This is a genomic window from Citrobacter sp. Cf116, from assembly GCF_030336505.1.
GTDB classification, from domain to species: Bacteria; Pseudomonadota; Gammaproteobacteria; order Enterobacterales; family Enterobacteriaceae; genus Citrobacter; species Citrobacter freundii.
The window spans coordinates 33,081-49,315 of the sequence record NZ_JAOWEQ010000037.1; the positions used below are offsets into that span (position 1 = coordinate 33,081).

General features: G+C 49.5%; 18 protein-coding genes. 10 read left to right on the plus strand and 8 right to left on the minus strand.

The genetic code is table 11. The annotated features are described in order from the left end of the window. Window positions 1–183: 183 nt before the first annotated feature. The gene (gene htpX / locus OGV74_RS09550) at window positions 184–1,065 is read left to right on the plus strand and encodes a protease HtpX (RefSeq protein WP_003034964.1); all 882 of its coding nucleotides are present in this window, start codon (window positions 184–186) and stop codon (window positions 1,063–1,065) included. A 46-nt stretch (window positions 1,066–1,111) separates the two neighbouring features. Here htpX and OGV74_RS09555 read toward each other — a convergent pair whose 3' ends face one another. After that, entirely contained in the window at window positions 1,112–2,485 is a 1,374-nt protein-coding gene (locus tag OGV74_RS09555; RefSeq protein ID WP_086504167.1) for an MFS transporter, read from the minus strand. 174 nt (window positions 2,486–2,659) lie between these two features. Here OGV74_RS09555 and kdgR point away from each other — a divergent pair, with 174 nt between their 5' ends. After that, on the plus strand, window positions 2,660–3,451 hold the full coding sequence (kdgR, locus tag OGV74_RS09560; RefSeq protein WP_003833778.1) for a DNA-binding transcriptional regulator KdgR: 792 nt from the start codon (window positions 2,660–2,662) through the stop codon (window positions 3,449–3,451). Between the two features lie 114 nt (window positions 3,452–3,565). On the opposite strand, the gene OGV74_RS09565 is transcribed toward kdgR, so the two are convergent. Further along, window positions 3,566–3,805, minus strand: a complete 240-nt coding sequence (locus OGV74_RS09565; protein ID WP_003034975.1) for a YobH family protein — start codon at window positions 3,803–3,805, stop codon at window positions 3,566–3,568. A gap of 164 nt (window positions 3,806–3,969) precedes the next feature. Here OGV74_RS09565 and mgrB point away from each other — a divergent pair, with 164 nt between their 5' ends. The 6 genes from mgrB (at window position 3,970) to rlmA (ending at window position 8,312) form a co-directional block, all read left to right on the plus strand. Next, the gene (gene mgrB / locus OGV74_RS09570) at window positions 3,970–4,113 is read left to right on the plus strand and encodes a PhoP/PhoQ regulatory lipoprotein MgrB (RefSeq protein WP_003034977.1); all 144 of its coding nucleotides are present in this window, start codon (window positions 3,970–3,972) and stop codon (window positions 4,111–4,113) included. A gap of 74 nt (window positions 4,114–4,187) precedes the next feature. Beyond that, window positions 4,188–4,472: a YebO family protein gene (locus OGV74_RS09575; RefSeq protein WP_003034980.1), complete on the plus strand. Its 285-nt coding sequence runs from the start codon at window positions 4,188–4,190 to the stop codon at window positions 4,470–4,472. A gap of 636 nt (window positions 4,473–5,108) precedes the next feature. Continuing rightward, window positions 5,109–5,252 (plus strand): DUF2627 domain-containing protein, encoded by a 144-nt coding sequence (locus tag OGV74_RS09580; RefSeq protein WP_003034983.1) that lies wholly within the window; start codon window positions 5,109–5,111, stop codon window positions 5,250–5,252. A gap of 12 nt (window positions 5,253–5,264) precedes the next feature. Next, complete coding sequence (gene cspE / locus OGV74_RS09585) at window positions 5,265–5,474, plus strand: transcription antiterminator/RNA stability regulator CspE (protein ID WP_001062678.1); 210 nt, start codon at window positions 5,265–5,267, stop codon at window positions 5,472–5,474. A 219-nt stretch (window positions 5,475–5,693) separates the two neighbouring features. Continuing rightward, entirely contained in the window at window positions 5,694–7,439 is a 1,746-nt protein-coding gene (gene ftsI2 / locus OGV74_RS09590; protein ID WP_003021017.1) for a peptidoglycan DD-transpeptidase FtsI2/PBP3(PARA), read from the plus strand. A gap of 63 nt (window positions 7,440–7,502) precedes the next feature. Further along, window positions 7,503–8,312, plus strand: a complete 810-nt coding sequence (rlmA, locus tag OGV74_RS09595) for a 23S rRNA (guanine(745)-N(1))-methyltransferase (protein ID WP_003841628.1) — start codon at window positions 7,503–7,505, stop codon at window positions 8,310–8,312. Here rlmA and mntP read toward each other — a convergent pair. From mntP to manX, 5 genes are all read right to left on the minus strand, one after another. Continuing rightward, on the minus strand, window positions 8,309–8,875 hold the full coding sequence (mntP, locus tag OGV74_RS09600; protein WP_003021013.1) for a manganese efflux pump MntP: 567 nt from the start codon (window positions 8,873–8,875) through the stop codon (window positions 8,309–8,311). The genes rlmA and mntP overlap by 4 nt on opposite strands. A gap of 432 nt (window positions 8,876–9,307) precedes the next feature. Beyond that, window positions 9,308–9,766, minus strand: coding sequence for a DUF986 family protein (locus OGV74_RS09605; protein WP_003021010.1), 459 nt, complete (start codon window positions 9,764–9,766; stop codon window positions 9,308–9,310). Window positions 9,767–9,826: 60 nt separating this feature from the next. Then, window positions 9,827–10,678 (minus strand): PTS mannose transporter subunit IID, encoded by an 852-nt coding sequence (locus OGV74_RS09610; RefSeq protein WP_008322630.1) that lies wholly within the window; start codon window positions 10,676–10,678, stop codon window positions 9,827–9,829. Window positions 10,679–10,690: 12 nt separating this feature from the next. Further along, window positions 10,691–11,491 carry a PTS mannose/fructose/sorbose transporter subunit IIC gene (locus OGV74_RS09615; RefSeq protein ID WP_003021004.1) on the minus strand — a complete coding sequence of 267 codons (801 nt, stop codon included), beginning with the start codon at window positions 11,489–11,491 and terminating at the stop codon, window positions 10,691–10,693. 58 nt (window positions 11,492–11,549) lie between these two features. Continuing rightward, complete coding sequence (gene manX / locus OGV74_RS09620; protein WP_086504166.1) at window positions 11,550–12,512, minus strand: PTS mannose transporter subunit IIAB; 963 nt, start codon at window positions 12,510–12,512, stop codon at window positions 11,550–11,552. Window positions 12,513–12,825: 313 nt separating this feature from the next. Between manX and OGV74_RS23380 the strand changes: the two genes are divergently transcribed. Both OGV74_RS23380 and yoaE read left to right on the plus strand, forming a co-directional pair. After that, on the plus strand, window positions 12,826–12,984 hold the full coding sequence (locus OGV74_RS23380; RefSeq protein ID WP_370766360.1) for a protein YoaL: 159 nt from the start codon (window positions 12,826–12,828) through the stop codon (window positions 12,982–12,984). Beyond that, window positions 12,972–14,531 (plus strand): CNNM family cation transport protein YoaE, encoded by a 1,560-nt coding sequence (yoaE, locus tag OGV74_RS09625; RefSeq protein ID WP_003020999.1) that lies wholly within the window; start codon window positions 12,972–12,974, stop codon window positions 14,529–14,531. Before OGV74_RS23380 ends, yoaE begins: the two co-directional genes overlap by 13 nt. Before the next feature lie 6 nt (window positions 14,532–14,537). On the opposite strand, the gene pdeD is transcribed toward yoaE, so the two are convergent. Then, window positions 14,538–16,139 carry a cyclic di-3',5'-guanosine monophosphate phosphodiesterase PdeD gene (gene pdeD, locus OGV74_RS09630; RefSeq protein ID WP_003841621.1) on the minus strand — a complete coding sequence of 534 codons (1,602 nt, stop codon included), beginning with the start codon at window positions 16,137–16,139 and terminating at the stop codon, window positions 14,538–14,540. Window positions 16,140–16,235 lie beyond the last annotated feature (96 nt).

Here is a 16,235-nt window from a genome sequence, read left to right on the forward strand (position 1 = left end):
GGCACAAGAAATTGTGCCTGTTTTTTTAACAAGTGCATGAAGACGTCAGCCTGATACGATAAAATGTAAAGTTGTGTCTTTCTGGTGACTTAGCACCTATGGATGCTTGAAAATAGTCATAAGACCCATACGATATGGGTAATCGCATAGTACGTTTTGTTAAATTGAGGTTAAAAGAAAATTATGATGCGAATCGCGCTCTTCCTGCTGACGAACCTGGCTGTGATGGTCGTTTTCGGGCTGGTATTGAGCCTGACAGGGATCCAGTCAAGCAGCGTTCAAGGCTTGTTGATCATGGCACTGCTGTTTGGTTTTGGTGGTTCCTTCATTTCGCTGCTGATGTCCAAATGGATGGCGTTAAAGTCCGTTGGCGGGGAAGTGATCGAACAGCCTCGCAATGAAAGAGAACGCTGGCTGATGAATACAGTTGCGAATCAGGCCCGCCAGGCCGGGATCGCTATGCCACAGGTTGCAATCTACCACGCGCCAGATATTAACGCGTTTGCGACCGGTGCCCGCCGGGATGCCTCGCTGGTGGCTGTAAGTACTGGCCTGTTGCAAAACATGAGCCCGGATGAAGCCGAAGCGGTTATCGCGCATGAGATCAGCCACATTGCCAATGGCGATATGGTGACCATGACGCTCATTCAAGGGGTAGTAAACACCTTCGTTATCTTTATCTCACGTATTCTGGCGCAAATTGCCGCTGGCTTTATGGGCGGAAACCGTGATGAGGGTGAGGGTAGCAACGGTAACCCGTTGATCTACTTCGCGGTGGCGACGGTGCTGGAACTGGTGTTTGGTATTCTGGCGAGCATCATTACCATGTGGTTCTCACGTCATCGTGAATTCCATGCGGATGCAGGCTCAGCGAAACTGGTGGGGCGTGAAAAAATGATCGCCGCGCTGCAGCGCCTGAAAACCAGCTATGAACCGCAGGAAGCGACCAGTATGATGGCGTTCTGCATCAACGGTAAATCCAAATCGCTGAGTGAGCTGTTTATGACTCACCCCCCGTTGGACAAACGTATTGAAGCGCTGCGCAGCGGTGAGTACCTGAAATAATCTGCAGCAGACAACAACAAAAAGCGCGTCGACAGACGCGCTTTTTTTATGACTGAACTCGCGGTTGTGTAATACGTAAGCCACTTACGATTGCGGCCAGCGAAGCCAGAATACCCGCTGTTATCAGCGAGACGTGCGTTCCACTGCCACCAAACTGATTTAGCATCAGCGCAACCAGTGCGGCCCCGGTACTCTGACCCAGTAAGCGCGCTGTTCCGAGCATACCGCTCGCGCCTCCGCTACGATCGCGCGGCGCGGAGGTGATGATGGTGTGATTATTCGGTGACTGGAACAAGCCAAAACCCGCACCACACAAGATCATTGGCCAGATGATATTAAAATCGGAAGGTGATACGGGCAGTAACACCAGAGAAAACAGCCCACAAGCCATTACTGCCATGCCCAGCGCGCCAAGCAGACCTGCATGAACACGTTCAATCAAATATCCCGCCAGTGGGGCCATCACCATGGTTGCCAGCGGCCACGGCGTCAGCAGCAGGCCCGTTTCAACTTCGCTGCGTCCGAGAACCGTTTGCATAAAAAAGGGCAGGGAAACCATCGCCAGCATTTGTGCGCTGAATGAACAGATTGAGGTGCAAATAGAGAGTGAAAACAGGGGAATGCGTAGCAGATCAACCGGTAATAACGGTACTGGCAATGCGAGTTGGCGGCGGATAAAGAAAAACCCTACTACGACAAGCCCCACAAGTTCAGCACCAATCAGTTTTAGCGACTGTCCCTGTGCAAATCCGCTGAGTGCCGTGATCAACAAACCGAATGTTAAGGCGTTCATTATTGCGCTGGGCAGATCAAAGCGCGGTTTATTGCTACGTGATGAATTGGGTGGCAAAAAACGCATAGCCAGCAGCAGGGCGATGATCCCCAATGGAACGTTAATCAGAAATAGCCATTTCCACGAGGCAATGGAAAGAATTGCCGCCGCAATAGTCGGACCCGCTGCCGAGGATACAGCCACGATAAAGGAGTTAATACCCATCCCGCGGCCAAGCTGGCGCTGAGGATAAATGAGTCGGATCAATGCCGTATTAACGCTCATCAGCGCCGCGCCGCCAAACCCCTGAGCCACGCGCGCTAACGTCAGCATATGCAGCGAATCTGACAAGGCACAAAACAGCGATGCCAACAGAAATACGACCAGACCACACTTATAAATGCGTCGGTAGCCAAACATATCACCTAAAAAAGAGAGCGATAACAGCGAAACAACGATCGCAATTTGGTAGGCGTTCACAATCCAGATTGAGCTGGCGGGTGAGGCCTGAAGATCGGTGGCGATAGTGGGGAGGGCAACGTTCGCTATTGCGCCGTCGAGTACTGCCATAGAGATGCCAATAACAATGGTTAAAATTGCGCCATATCGCTGGGGCAATGGCAGACCATCGGTCTGAGTTTTTTCCATAGGAAGTCAATACTGTTGGAATTTATGATGAGAATAATAATTTTAGCATTGATATTCAGGCGTTAGGTCGCAGATTTGTAACTAAGTAAGCAAAGAGCGATTGCGAGGGCTGATACGTGAAATTATAATAAAAACCGGTTCTGATTTTTATAAAACACTCGAAAGGGGTGATAAATGGCAATCGCAGATCTGGATAAACAACCCGATTCTGTATCTTCCGTGCTGAAGGTTTTTGGCATTCTGCAGGCGCTGGGTGAAGAGCGCGAAATTGGTATTACCGAGTTGTCGCAACGCGTCATGATGTCAAAAAGCACCGTTTATCGCTTTTTGCAGACCATGAAAACGCTGGGTTATGTGGCACAAGAAGGGGAGTCTGAGAAATACTCACTGACCCTGAAACTATTCGAGCTGGGTGCTCGCGCGTTACAAAACGTCGATCTTATCCGTAGCGCTGATATTCAGATGCGCGAACTTTCGCGCCTGACCAAAGAGACAGTGCACCTTGGTGCACTGGATGAAGACAGCATCGTCTACATCCATAAAATCGACTCTATGTACAATCTGCGCATGTATTCTCGCGTAGGTCGCCGTAATCCGCTGTACAGCACGGCTATCGGTAAAGTTCTGCTGGCATGGCGTGACCGCGATGAAGTGAAGCAGATTCTGGATGGTATTGAGTACAAGCGCAGCACCGACCGTACTATTACCAATACTGATGAGCTGTTGGTATTGCTGGATAAAGTACGCGAGCAGGGCTACGGTGAAGATAACGAAGAACAGGAAGAAGGTCTGCGCTGCATCGGTGTACCGGTGTTTGACCGTTTCGGTGTAGTGATTGCAGGCTTGAGTATTTCATTCCCGACGCTACGTTTCTCAGAAGAACGTTTGCACGAGTATGTGGCGATGCTGCATACGGCTGCGCGTAAAATTTCAGAACAAATGGGTTATAACGACTATCCGTTCTAATCTGATGTAATAGCGTCAAGGTAAAAACCCCAGGTATTTTTGTATCTGGGGTTTTTTATGAACAGTCATAACGTTAGTTGGTGCAAATAACGTAGCGGATGTATTGCTGCTATATTAACCGTTATCAATAATGACTGTGCTTTTTCTTAACAAGGGACAATCCGACAGGCCAATGATACCGCTGTTTGTGTGGACGTATTGCGCGGTGCTGGTTCCGCGGGCGGTCAGATACTGGCATTGCAAGCCCAGGCCCGCTGCATTCTCCTTACTTCCAATCAAAATTCCGTAGCCACTCAGTAATAAACCGATCCAAACCAGAGCTAACAACACAATAGCGCGGATTATCAGACGCATTACAACCTCTTATCTTTTCTCGTTATTATTAGATTAGCCTGTACATGAGATGAAACAAGTGAATCATTCCTAAAAAGATTGAATGCCGATACAGTTAACGCTGGGTTTAGGTAACGCATGATAATTTATAGGCATAAGATGTTGATTCGAAGAGTGGAGCTGGAGTGAAAAAAATTCGCTGGGTAGTGCTGATAGTTGTCGTGCTGGTATGCATACTGATGTGGGCGCAAGTGTTCAACATCATGTGCGATCAGGATGTACAATTTTTCAGCGGTATTTGTGCCATTAATAAATTTATTCCCTGGTAAGCGCATTTTTGCCACAGTTGATTACCTTCTTGTGCGGCAGTGGTAAACTACGCTGTCTACATTGAGGTGGTGAAATGAACGAAGTTTTGAATTCTGGCGCGTTGAGTTTGGCGTCTTTGGCTGTATCGGTGGTGATTCTGGTTGTCGGGCTTGTACTGTGGTTTTTCGTCAATAGGGCAAGTTCGCGTACTAATGAGCAGATTGAGTTGCTTGAAGCATTGTTAGATCAGCAAAAAAGACAGAACGCATTGCTCCGTCGCCTTTGCGAAGCTAACGAACCTGAAAAATCGGCAGAGCCTGCTGTGGTCACAGCGAAGGACGAAGATGATGACATCATCCGCCTGGTAGCTGAGCGGTAAAAACGGTATGACAGGGTGAGGATCTGTTGCTTACGTTCTCAGATGTTTCATCCTGTCGCCAACATGCCAGATTATTTTCTTCTGCATATGTCGTGTAATTAGCACTCTGATTCTCGTGTTAACTCAGTATTTTCAGATGCTCCAGCCAATTAATATCTTATCCCCGGTCTGATATAAATATAATTTCCCATACGATAAAAATATGATTATGTCATTTTTGTGATAGCGATCGTCTTATTAACAGCGAAACGTTTCTCTTACTTTTTTTGTGCATTGTCATCATTCTTTCATTATTTTGGTGCAAAAGCAGAAGGCAGATCTCATTTTTACGCTTGTGACATTTTATGCATTACTAAGCATAAAAAATGATATTCGGCACACCCTGTAACAGCTAATCTGGAACAACCGAAGCTATTGAGCTATGGTAGAAATGTCCCGGCTATGGTGCAAGCCTGGCGGGGGATGGGGCGAGCGGCGGGAATATAACACTACTCAGTGTGGCGCATAACTGTGCAGTTGCTGTTTGATGAACGACAGGATTTGTGCGACCGATCGAGACACGTTTAAAAATGGCTTGCCATTATTAACGTTGTATGTGATAACACGTTTTGGGTTAAACGAGGTACAGTTCTGTTTATGTGTGGCATTTTCAGTAAAGAAGTCCTGAGTAAACACGTTGACGTTGAATACCGCTTCTCTGCCGAACCTTATATTAGTGCCTCAAGCAGTAATGTCTCAGTTTTATCTATGTTATGCCTGCGGGCGAAGAAAATACTCTAAGGAATTTTGCAAATGGCAAAGATTAAAGGTCAAGTTAAGTGGTTCAACGAGTCTAAAGGTTTTGGTTTCATTACTCCGGCTGATGGCAGCAAAGACGTGTTCGTACACTTCTCCGCTATCCAGGGTAACGGCTTCAAAACTCTGGCTGAAGGCCAGAACGTTGAGTTCGAAATTCAGGACGGCCAGAAAGGTCCGGCTGCTGTTAACGTAACAGCTATCTGATCGACACCACTGATTTGAAGCGCATATGCGCAACCATCTCAGATATAAAGCCTCGCCTATGCGGGGCTTTTTAATTCAAAATACGTCTAAATATTTCTAAATGCCCTCCCATTAGCGCTTTGTTGCAAAGGCGTGATGTTCGTAGCATAGTTTTCCCCGCTTTCTTACGACATTTCTCGTTAAATCAGACACCTGAAAAACTATCTTGCTGGAGTTCAGGTGAAAAAGAAAAACGACGGCGACGCGCGCAATTTTACTCCCGTACGTTTTGCCCTGCTTTGTGTGGCAATATTATTGAGTCTGGGATTGCTGCTGGGTCGGGTTGCATGGCTGCAAATTGTTACGCCGACAAGTCTGGTGAAACAGGAAGACATGCGTTCATTACGTGAGGTAACTATTGCCTCGCCGCGCGGGATGATTACCGACAGAGAAGGGCGACCGCTGGCGGTAAGTGTTCCGGTTAACGCCGTATGGGCCGATCCTAAGACCATCATCAGCAAGGGAGGCGTGGGTTATAACGAACGGTGGCAGGCTCTGGCAAGGGCTCTGCATCTGTCATTGAGTACGCTGGCGGAACGCGTTAACAGTAATCCTGGCGGACGTTTTATTTACCTGGCACGACAAATTTCCCCTCAGCAGGCTGAGTGGGTTGATGATCTTAATCTCCCGGGCATTAACCTGCGCGAGGAATCCCGCCGGTTCTATCCTGCAGGCCACGTAGCGGCGAATCTCATAGGTTTTACCAACATTGATGGACAAGGCATTGAAGGGCTGGAAAAAAGCTTTAATAACCAGTTGATGGGTAAACCTGGCTCCCGTCTGGTACGTAAAGACAAATTTGGCCATGTAATCGAGAATATCACCGAAGTCACGCCTGTTCCTGCACACCAATTACAGCTCAGCATCGATGAGCGCCTGCAGACGGTCACCGAAGATGCGCTGGACAATGCCGTTACGTGGAATAAAGCGGAATCAGGAGCCGCAGTGCTGGTCAACATTGCTACCGGCGAAATACTGTCCATGGCGAGCTTTCCTGACTTCAACCCCAATAACCGTGAGGGCGCAGTACTGGATGATTTTCGTAACCGCGCAATAAGCGATACGTTTGAACCCGGTTCAACCGTTAAACCGCTGGTGATCATGACTGCACTCCAGCAGGGGATAGTACAACCGGACAGCGTGATTGATACCCATCCTTTTTACCTTGATGGACATCGCATTCGCGACGTCGGATTTTACCCGGAGCTGTCGTTGACCGGAATTTTGCAGAAATCGAGCGATACCGGCGTGTCGCACCTTTCACTGGCTATGCCTGTTCAAAAGTTGCTGGATACCTATAAGAGCTTTGGTTTTGGCGATCCAACCGGACTGGGATTAACCGGTGAAAGTAGCGGTTTAATGCCTCAACGCCGCTACTGGAGCGATTTGGATCGCGCGACCTTTGCATTCGGCTATGGATTAATGGTAACGCCGCTGCAGTTGGCGCACGTATATGCAACCATTGGTAGTTTTGGTATCTATCGACCCCTTTCGATTACCCGTATTGACCCGCCGGTAATCGGTACCAGAGTGATGCCGGAGGCGCTGGTTCACCAGGTTGAACATATGATGGAAAGCGTCGCGTTACCCGGTGGTGGGGGAACTAAAGCCGCGGTCAGAGATTATCGCGTGGCGGTTAAAACAGGAACGGCAAAGAAAATTGGTGATGACGGTAAGTATGTCGATAAATACGTGGCCTACACGGCAGGCGTTGCGCCAGCGAGCGACCCGAAATTTGCACTGGTGGTCGTCATCAATAATCCGCAAAACGGTGCTTATTATGGCGGGGCTGTCTCTGCGCCTGTCTTCAGCCAGATAATGGGAGATGTCCTGCGTCTGGAGAACGTTAAACCGGATGGCATGCCTGCCGACTCTGATCATCTGCTGGTGATGCACGGCAGTAACGTATCCTCGCCGTCGCTGTAAGTTATTTTCCCAGGGCGCAATTCGCGTTACACTTGCGCCCTTAAGTCACCTGCCGGAGTTGTCATGTCGTTTTCCTGTCCTCTTTGCCACCAGCCTCTTACTCAAGCGAATAACAGTTTTGTCTGCCCCGGGCGGCACCAGTTTGACGTGGCGAAAGAAGGGTATGTCAACTTACTGCCGGTTCAGCATAAGAGGTCGCGCGATCCGGGTGATAGCGCTGAAATGATGCAAGCCAGACGGGCATTCCTTGATGCTGGGCACTATCAACCGTTGCGTGATGCGATTGTGAATGTGCTTAAAGAAAAGTCGAATTCAGAAGATGCAGCGATCCTGGATATTGGCTGTGGGGAAGGGTATTACACCCATGCGTTTGCAGACGCGCTGGCGGGCTGTACAACCTTTGGTCTTGACGTATCCAAAGTGGCAATTAAAGCCGCAGCCAGACGCTATCCGCAGGTGATCTTTTGCGTTGCCTCCAGCCATCGTCTGCCGTTCGCAGACGAGTCAATGGATGCAATCATCCGGATCTATGCGCCCTGTAAAGCGCAAGAGCTGGCTCGCGTGGTTAAACCGGGTGGATGGGTGATCACCGCCACGCCGGGACCGCGTCATTTAATGGAACTGAAAGGGCTGATTTATGATGAGGTGCGTTTGCATGCGCCCCATACTGAGCAACTGGACGGTTTTGTTCTGCAACAGAGCATTGCGCTGGGATATCAGATGCAGCTTCAGGGCAGCGAGGCCGTTGCGTTACTGCAAATGACGCCGTTCGCCTGGCGGGCAAAGCCGGAAGTGTGGGAAACGTTAGCGGGGAAAACGACGTTTGACTGCCAGACCGACTTTAGTATTCATGTCTGGCAGCGTCTGAATTAACCGTGGAAGTGTGCCCAGAGGATCTGGGCACCGATACCAATCAGCACCACCCCACCCAAAATTTCAGCTCGTTTGCCCAGCATTGGGCCAATGAAACGACCAATCATCATGCCGAGCGTGGACATAATCAATGTGGCGCAGCCGATGGCCAGCGCTGTGGCAATAATGTTGACCTGCAGGAAAGCCAGACCCACCCCGACGGCCATTGCGTCGAGACTGGTGGCAATGGCGGTGGTAACCAGCAGCCAGAAACCGTGGCGGCGCTGCGGTTCTTCCTCTTCATCGCCGTTGTCGCGAAAACCTTCGATTATCATTCGCCCACCTAAAAAGATCAGCAGAATGAAGGCGATCCAATGGTTCCACTCCAGCACGAATTTGCTGGCCAGCATCCCCATGCCCCAGCCAATCAGTGGCGTAAGCGTTTCAACTGCGCCGAATATCAGTCCGGTGCGCAATGCTTCAGAAAATTTGGGTTTATGCAGGGTGGCGCCTTTGCCAATTGATGCGGCGAAAGCATCCATCGACATGCCGAAAGCGAGAAGAACGGTAGCGGTGAGATTCATAACAGCGTCCTGACCGGGGTATCCATAAAACACATCACTGCCCCCAGTAACCATGCATACAGGCTGGAATCACTGTAAATACAGCGCCATTCAAATATGCATTGCAGTTGATGTGCCTATGGTCTCGCCTGACTGAACCTGTAAGTTCAGTCCGTACGCGCCACGTTTTTCAACGAGTATGTTGACACGTACATTTCCGGAGTCTGGAAATCGGCTACTCCCCAACGACGGGCGCAACCTTAACATATTTTGAGAATATAAAACAAGAAACGCAGAAATAATATTTGACTTCTAGTTGAAAACGATTTTCATTTAGATTTATTTATAAATAAAACGTTAAAATAAATAACATTGAGGACAATAAAATATAGCCTTGGCTATGTTTGCTTTTACACTGATATATAAAAACATAGTTCAGGCTATATTTATAAGCTATTGATTTGAAATTAATAGTTTATATATTCTCTCAAGATCGTCTATATTTCGTACGCGAATCAACAATCTTCGATGTTCTAATTGCATCACCAATACACCGTCTTCAGATAAATTCATCTCTTTAATGCGGTTATATTCAATCCAGACGTTGGCGAAGAAAAAGCCTTTCTGCTTGAAGATGATTTTTGGCGTACGGATCCAGAACAGATACAAACCCATCAATACCAGTGCACATAATAACCATGTGGTAAATTGCGCGCCGTGGCTGGTGATGTTGTTGTAGATAAGAATAGCTACCAGGCCAAGGAAGATAACGCTGTCGACTCTGCTGCGGGGAAGCAGGGCGACAGTAAGCAGAGTAGGGCCATTACGGCGGGGCATGATGAACTGATCGTAAATGGCATACGCCAGCAGCGAAAAGATAAATAGAACCAGCACCAGGTCCGTGATAGTCATGAATCCTCAACCCTCTAAATAGAAAAACCGGGGGCAAGCCCCCGGTGATGTACAACAGTTTTACAGGCCGAGCAGTCCGACAGCGTAGCCCGCGATACCGATGACGAAGAAGCCAACGATGATCCACAGCGGGTTCACTTTCTTACGCAACAGCCACATACAGGCGAATGTCAGCAGCAGAGGAACCAGACCCGGCATCAGCTGGTCAAGGATAGTCTGCACAGTGGTAACACGAGTCTGACCATCCTGACCGGTGATAGTAGAAACCACCAGTGGAATGTTTACGTGCGTCCACTTGTTAACCAATGCCCCCATGACAAACAGGCCGAGGATTGACGCCCCCTCAGTCAGTTTCTGCAGGAAGCCGCCGCCCATATCTTTAACGATATCGACACCTTTACGGTAGCCATATGCCACACCGTAATAACGGGTTGCCAGACGAACCAGGTTAAACAGAACGAAGAACAGCAATGGCCCCAGCAGGCTGCCGCTCATCGCGATACCTGCGCCGAGCGCGGCGAATACTGGGCGAACGGTACCCCAGAAGATCGGGTCGCCGACGCCTGCCAGCGGACCCATCAGACCAACTTTGATACCGTTGATGGCACCATCGTCAATCTCTGCGCCGTTTGCACGCTGTTCTTCCATCGCCAGCGTAACGCCCAGTACTGGAGCCGCTACGTACGGATGAGTGTTAAAGAATTCCAGGTGACGCTTTATCGCTTGCTTACGTGCGTCGTTGTTTTCCGGGTACAAGCGACGGATAGCCGGCACCATGGAGAAACAGAAACCCAGCGCCTGCATACGTTCGAAGTTCCATGAACCCTGAAACAGGTTAGAACGAATGAACACGCCACGAATGTCACTCGGAGTGAGTTTTTTCTCGGTGGTAGTTTTAGTCATATCAACCATTTCGCTCACCTGCTAGTCCAGTTCGTTATCGAGATCGTTATTGCCAGCCGCCGCAGCAGGTGCACCGGCTACGCGGTTATATTTCGGGCTCAGCTGAATGTAGAGGATCGCCATTACTGCGCCAATCACACCCAGAGCAACCAGGTTGAAGTTAGTAAATGCCGCGGTGACGAAGCCGAGGTAGAAGAATGGCATCAGGTAGCCTGCGCGCATCATGTTGATGACCATCGCATAACCAACCACCACGATCATACCGCCTGCGATGTTCAGACCGCCGGTCACGACTTCCGGAATGGCGTTAAGCATGCTCTGAACTTCACTGGTACCAACAGAAATCGCTACGATTACCGCTGGGATAGCGATACGCATAGCCTGCAGGAACAGAGAGGATACATGCAGCCAGGAGAGCGCCGTCAGGTTACCGTTTTCGGCCGCCTTATCCGCTGCGTGCTGGAATGCTACGGTGATAGTACGAACGATAATGGTCAGTACCTGGCCTGCAGCTGCCAGTGGGATAGCCAGCGCGATACCGGCACCAATGCTTTGGTGACCTGCGATAACCAGAACGGTAGAGATAATTGAGGCCAGTGCCGCATCTGGTGCAACCGCAGCACCGATGTTCATCCAGCCCAGGGCGATCATTTCCAGGGTACCACCGATGATAATACCGGTTTTCATGTCCCCGAGAACGGCACCAATCAGCGTACAGGCCACCAACGGACGGTGGAACTGAAATTCATCGAGTACCGACTCCATACCCGCGATACATGCGACGATGAACACCAGCACAATCTGAAGAGTGGTAATCTCCATTGTACTTCTCCTATTGCTATACAGACTTAAGTGTGAAAACTAAGTAAATGCCAGGAAATTATTTCACCTTGGCAATCAAATCCATCATTTTCAGTTTCTGATCGGTAGAAACCTTACGTGCCTCAAGCTCAATACCGTGTTCGTTGAGTTTCTTGAAGGCTTCGATGTCTTTGTCATCGACAGAAATTGCGTTGTTTACCTGCGTCTTACCCTGACGGAAAGCCATACCGCCAATGTTTACGGAGGTAATTTTCACACCACCTTCAACGATACGTTCTACGTCGGTTGGGTTGGTGAACAACAGCATCACACGCTCACCTGCATATTTAGGGTTGTTGTAGACGCGGATCATTTTTGCGACATCAACCACATGCGCCGTCACACCCGGAGGTGCTACCTGAGTCAGCAGCGTTTTACGCACGGTATCGGCGGCAACTTCATCACTGACGACGATAATGCGTGTTACGTTGGTTTCTTTGGTCCAGCGAGTTGCCACCTGACCATGGATTAAACGGTCATCAATACGCGCCAGGCCGATCTGCATATAATCGTTCGGACCCATCGGTTTGGCGGGAGCTGCTGCTTTGGGCGCTGCTACTGGGGCAGGAGCGGCTTTCTCAACCGGTTTGGCTTTCAGCGCTTTCACGCCTTCGCTACCGGTTTCAACGGCCAGTGCCACTAATTCATCAAAGCTCGGGTTGTCATCACGCGCCATGAAGGTTTCAACCAGCATGGGAATGTTCACACCGGCGATAACTTCGTAATGCTCTTTATCGACGACAATGCGGCTTGCAGCGTTAAACGGGCTGCCTCCCCATGTGTCAACGAGAAACAGCACGCCTTTACTGGTATCGAGTTTTGCCAACTGAGCGTTGTACTTTTCGATCAGCGTTTCGGCATTTTCACCTGGAACGAAATCTATCCAGCCGACATTTTCCTGCTCGCCTAACAGCATTTCTGCCGTCTTAAGTAACTGCTCTGCAGCCCAACCATGTGTGCCTATTACAATAGCAATGGTCACTTGCTACCTCCTTTATTATCGTTAACACATCAACGTGAAGATGTATTTGAATCGTCGTCCGCAATCGAATCGATTCAGATAAGGGTTACAAAGAAAAACCTATGATTTTCGTGAATTATTTTAGATATCGAAAAAAATATTTTATGTGATGAAGATCCGTAATTTAACTTCCGATTTAAAGAAATTTCGAAGGGTAAAATATCTCCGAAACAACTTATTGCAAAGGAAGGTAAATCTTTGCTAAAAACCGCTTCTCTCTGTTATGTTTAGCATCTGTTTAATTACTCAGGAGTATAGGGCAGTAGCCCACCATATGGATCGTCACCGACGTCATTTCACCTTCAGGCCGTATCAAGCCTGTCAGATTGGCACTTTTTGCCACAAATTTTCTCTGCATATCGCTTTAACGCCTGAGATCCTCAGCGCGCAGTTTGGTCATTCCTTAAGCAGGAGCTTGTCATGGAATTATTAATGGACCCGCAGATTTGGGTGGGTTTGCTCACGCTTGTCGTTCTTGAAATTGTTCTGGGTATTGACAACCTGGTCTTCATTGCGATCCTGGCTGATAAGCTGCCGCCGAAACAGCGAGATAAAGCGCGTTTAATCGGTTTGTCGCTGGCACTGATTATGCGTCTGGGCCTGTTGTCCGTGATTTCGTGGATGGTGACGCTGACAAAGCCGCTGTTCACGGTAATGGACTATGCGTTCTCGGGGCGCGATCTGATTATGCTGCTAGGGGGTATCTTCCTCTTGTTCAAGGCTACGACAGAGCTGCATGAGCGGCTGGAAAACCGTGAACATGATACCGGGCAGACGAAAGGGTATGCGAGCTTTTGGGTTGTCGTAACGCAGATTGTCATCCTCGATGCAGTGTTCTCGCTGGATGCCGTGATTACGGCGGTCGGTATGGTCAACCATCTGCCAGTGATGATGGCGGCAGTAGTGATTGCCATGGCCGTGATGCTGTTGGCTTCTAAGCCGCTGACACGTTTTGTGAACCAACACCCGACGGTGGTAGTGCTGTGTTTGAGCTTCCTGTTGATGATTGGTCTGAGCCTGGTTGCCGAAGGGTTTGGCTTTCATATTCCGAAAGGCTATCTGTATGCGGCGATTGGCTTCTCAATCATCATTGAGCTGTTTAACCAGATTGCCCGTCGTAACTTTATTCGTCACCAGTCGACGCTGCCATTGCGTGCGCGTACTGCCGATGCGATTCTCCGTCTGATGGGCGGTAAACGTCAGGCCAGCGCGCAGATGGAATCCGACAATCCGGTACCGGTTCCCGTCCCGGAAGGCGCATTTGTAGAAGAAGAACGCTATATGATCAACGGCGTCCTCTCTTTGGCGTCGCGTTCATTACGCGGCATTATGACGCCTCGTGGGGAGATTAGCTGGGTTGATGCAGACCTGAGCGTGGAGGAAATTCGCGAGCAGTTGCTTTCGTCACCTCATAGCCTGTTCCCGGTATGCCGTGGCGAACTGGATGAAATCATCGGTATCGTGCGTGCTAAAGAGCTGCTGGTGGCGCTGGAAGACGGTGTGGATGTGGCGGCGATTGCCTCTGCCTCTCCGGCTATTGTTGTTCCGGAAACGCTGGACCCGATCAATCTGTTAGGCGTTCTGCGTCGTGCCCGCGGTAGCTTCGTTATCGTCACTAACGAGTTTGGCGTAGTACAGGGTCTGGTCACGCCGCTGGATGTATTAGAAGCCATCGCCGGTGAATTCCCTGATGCTGATGAAACGCCTGAAATTATAGCTGATGCAGGCGGTTGGTTGGTCAAAGGCGGTACCGATCTGCATGCGTTGCAACAGGCGCTGGACGTGGATACGTTAGTGAATGAAGACGAAGACATCGCTACGGTGGCAGGTTTAGTCATTGCGGCTAACGGCCATATTCCTCGTGTAGGTGATGTTATCGAGGTCGCACCGCTGAGCATTACGATTGTCGAAGCGAATGACTATCGTGTGGATTTAGTTCGCATTGTTAAAGAACAACCCGCTCACGACGAAGACGAGTAACCGGGTTTAGCGAAACGGCATGACGGGCATACTGTGTCTCCCGTTATGCCGGGTGGGCGGCGGCGTGCTGCCCGCCAGCCATTTTGGAAAATCGCGCAGCGGCATTGGCTTGGCATACAGAAAACCTTGCAATAAATGTACGCCGTGTCGGCGCAAATGCTGAGCTTGCGCCTGTGTTTCAACGCCTTCCGCCACCAGTTCGATATTCAATTTTTTCCCCAAAGCGATAATGATGTCTGTGACGGTTGAGTTCACGGCGTCTGTTCCTATTGCCGAAGTAAATGATTTATCGATCTTCAGCACATCCGGGCGGAGCTTTTCCAGCCAGGAGAGCGAGCTATTGCCGGTACCGAAATCATCAATCGCCAGTTTTACGCCAAGCCGATTTAATTCGCGTACGACCCGATAATCCACATCCAGTAACGCATCGCGTTCGGTCAGTTCGATAACCAATTGCTGGATTGGGTGCTGGCTGAACCAGTATTGATTAAGATCTTTTAGCAACGTGCCATTACGAAAATGGCTGGCGGCGACATTAATCCCAATATGAAACTGGCTGCTCATCGGGAAAACGTGTCGTTGCTGAATGGTTTCTGCGATGACATGGCGGGTAAGCGGTACAATCAGGTTGTGCTCCTCAGCGATGGGAATAAACACTTCCGGAGAGATCCAACCCTGGCGTGGGTTATTCCAGCGTAAAAGGATTTCCACGCCCATGCATTGCTGGGTTTGCGCATTAAGCAGCGGCTGGCAAAATAGTTCGAATTCCCGAGCAGCAAGGGCCAGATTAATCTCCCATGAGAAACTCATTCTGCTGGCGGTAGCCAGCCATGCCAGATAACCCACTAATAAACTTAGGATCACCGCCAGCGGCAGCTGTGTTGGCAGGTGTTTTACCGCCAACTCACTGGGACCGGGGCCGGTGACGCTAATGGTAAACGGGAAATGTTGAGATGAAAGCTGGTAGCGTTTTTCATCATTTAGCTTAGGCAGCGTATCGACAACACCTTGATCATACAGTAGATGCCGATTACCAACGGTTAAGCTGGCATCGGTGATCTGCGGCGGCTGGGGTTCAAGCAACATAGACGACAATAAGTCAATATTGACGATTTCCAGCACGCCATCTTCACCATCGGCAGAGGACGGATACCACTGAGTCAGAATCGGACTGCCTTTAATCAACGAATGGTCGGTAGACAGCAGCAGTTGCGGTTCCCTGCTGGGTAATTCGGGCTGCAGTTGACTAATGGGAACATTACGATAACCAAAAATGCTGGAGCAATAGAGGATCCCGCTTTGAATCAGATTAATAGAACGCACCGTTTGCAACCTTGCGGCATGTTTGCTTAAGGGTAAACGCGCCACTGAGCAGGGGAGGCCAATCAACGGCAGCAATACATCCCGTCCGGTCTGCAAGGGTAAAAGCACGTCATCCAGTTCTTCTACAGCATGGTTGGCAAAGGTGACGATATTTCGGTGATTTAAATTACGCTCCGAAATAAATCTGACAGTTAATGTGAGGATGAGCGTCAGTAGTGCACATACTGTGCAGACGATTAAGCGATTCCGGCGATAATTTTTAATGATCCGTTGTGCTGTTTGCATGCGGGCCGCCCGATAAGCCGTTGGTCACAGAAGCCAACAGCAACAGAGCAAGTGTAGTGGGGAAAATTACAGTAGACGAGGGAGAGGGGGCAAATT

Excerpts from the sequence above, each read along its gene's own strand:
- htpX (WP_003034964.1), top strand. The coding sequence starts at position 184 with ATGATGCGAATCGCGCTCTTCCTGCTGACGAACCTGGCTGTGATGGTC.
- OGV74_RS09555 (WP_086504167.1), bottom strand. The coding sequence starts at position 2,485 with ATGGAAAAAACTCAGACCGATGGTCTGCCATTGCCCCAGCGATATGGC.
- kdgR (WP_003833778.1), top strand. The coding sequence starts at position 2,660 with ATGGCAATCGCAGATCTGGATAAACAACCCGATTCTGTATCTTCCGTG.
- OGV74_RS09565 (WP_003034975.1), bottom strand. The coding sequence starts at position 3,805 with ATGCGTCTGATAATCCGCGCTATTGTGTTGTTAGCTCTGGTTTGGATC.
- OGV74_RS09575 (WP_003034980.1), top strand. The coding sequence starts at position 4,188 with ATGAACGAAGTTTTGAATTCTGGCGCGTTGAGTTTGGCGTCTTTGGCT.
- OGV74_RS09580 (WP_003034983.1), top strand. The coding sequence starts at position 5,109 with ATGTGTGGCATTTTCAGTAAAGAAGTCCTGAGTAAACACGTTGACGTT.
- cspE (WP_001062678.1), top strand. The coding sequence starts at position 5,265 with ATGGCAAAGATTAAAGGTCAAGTTAAGTGGTTCAACGAGTCTAAAGGT.
- rlmA (WP_003841628.1), top strand. The coding sequence starts at position 7,503 with ATGTCGTTTTCCTGTCCTCTTTGCCACCAGCCTCTTACTCAAGCGAAT.
- mntP (WP_003021013.1), bottom strand. The coding sequence starts at position 8,875 with ATGAATCTCACCGCTACCGTTCTTCTCGCTTTCGGCATGTCGATGGAT.
- OGV74_RS09605 (WP_003021010.1), bottom strand. The coding sequence starts at position 9,766 with ATGACTATCACGGACCTGGTGCTGGTTCTATTTATCTTTTCGCTGCTG.
- OGV74_RS09610 (WP_008322630.1), bottom strand. The coding sequence starts at position 10,678 with ATGGTTGATATGACTAAAACTACCACCGAGAAAAAACTCACTCCGAGT.
- OGV74_RS09615 (WP_003021004.1), bottom strand. The coding sequence starts at position 11,491 with ATGGAGATTACCACTCTTCAGATTGTGCTGGTGTTCATCGTCGCATGT.
- OGV74_RS23380 (WP_370766360.1), top strand. The coding sequence starts at position 12,826 with ATGGATCGTCACCGACGTCATTTCACCTTCAGGCCGTATCAAGCCTGT.
- yoaE (WP_003020999.1), top strand. The coding sequence starts at position 12,972 with ATGGAATTATTAATGGACCCGCAGATTTGGGTGGGTTTGCTCACGCTT.
- pdeD (WP_003841621.1), bottom strand. The coding sequence starts at position 16,139 with ATGCAAACAGCACAACGGATCATTAAAAATTATCGCCGGAATCGCTTA.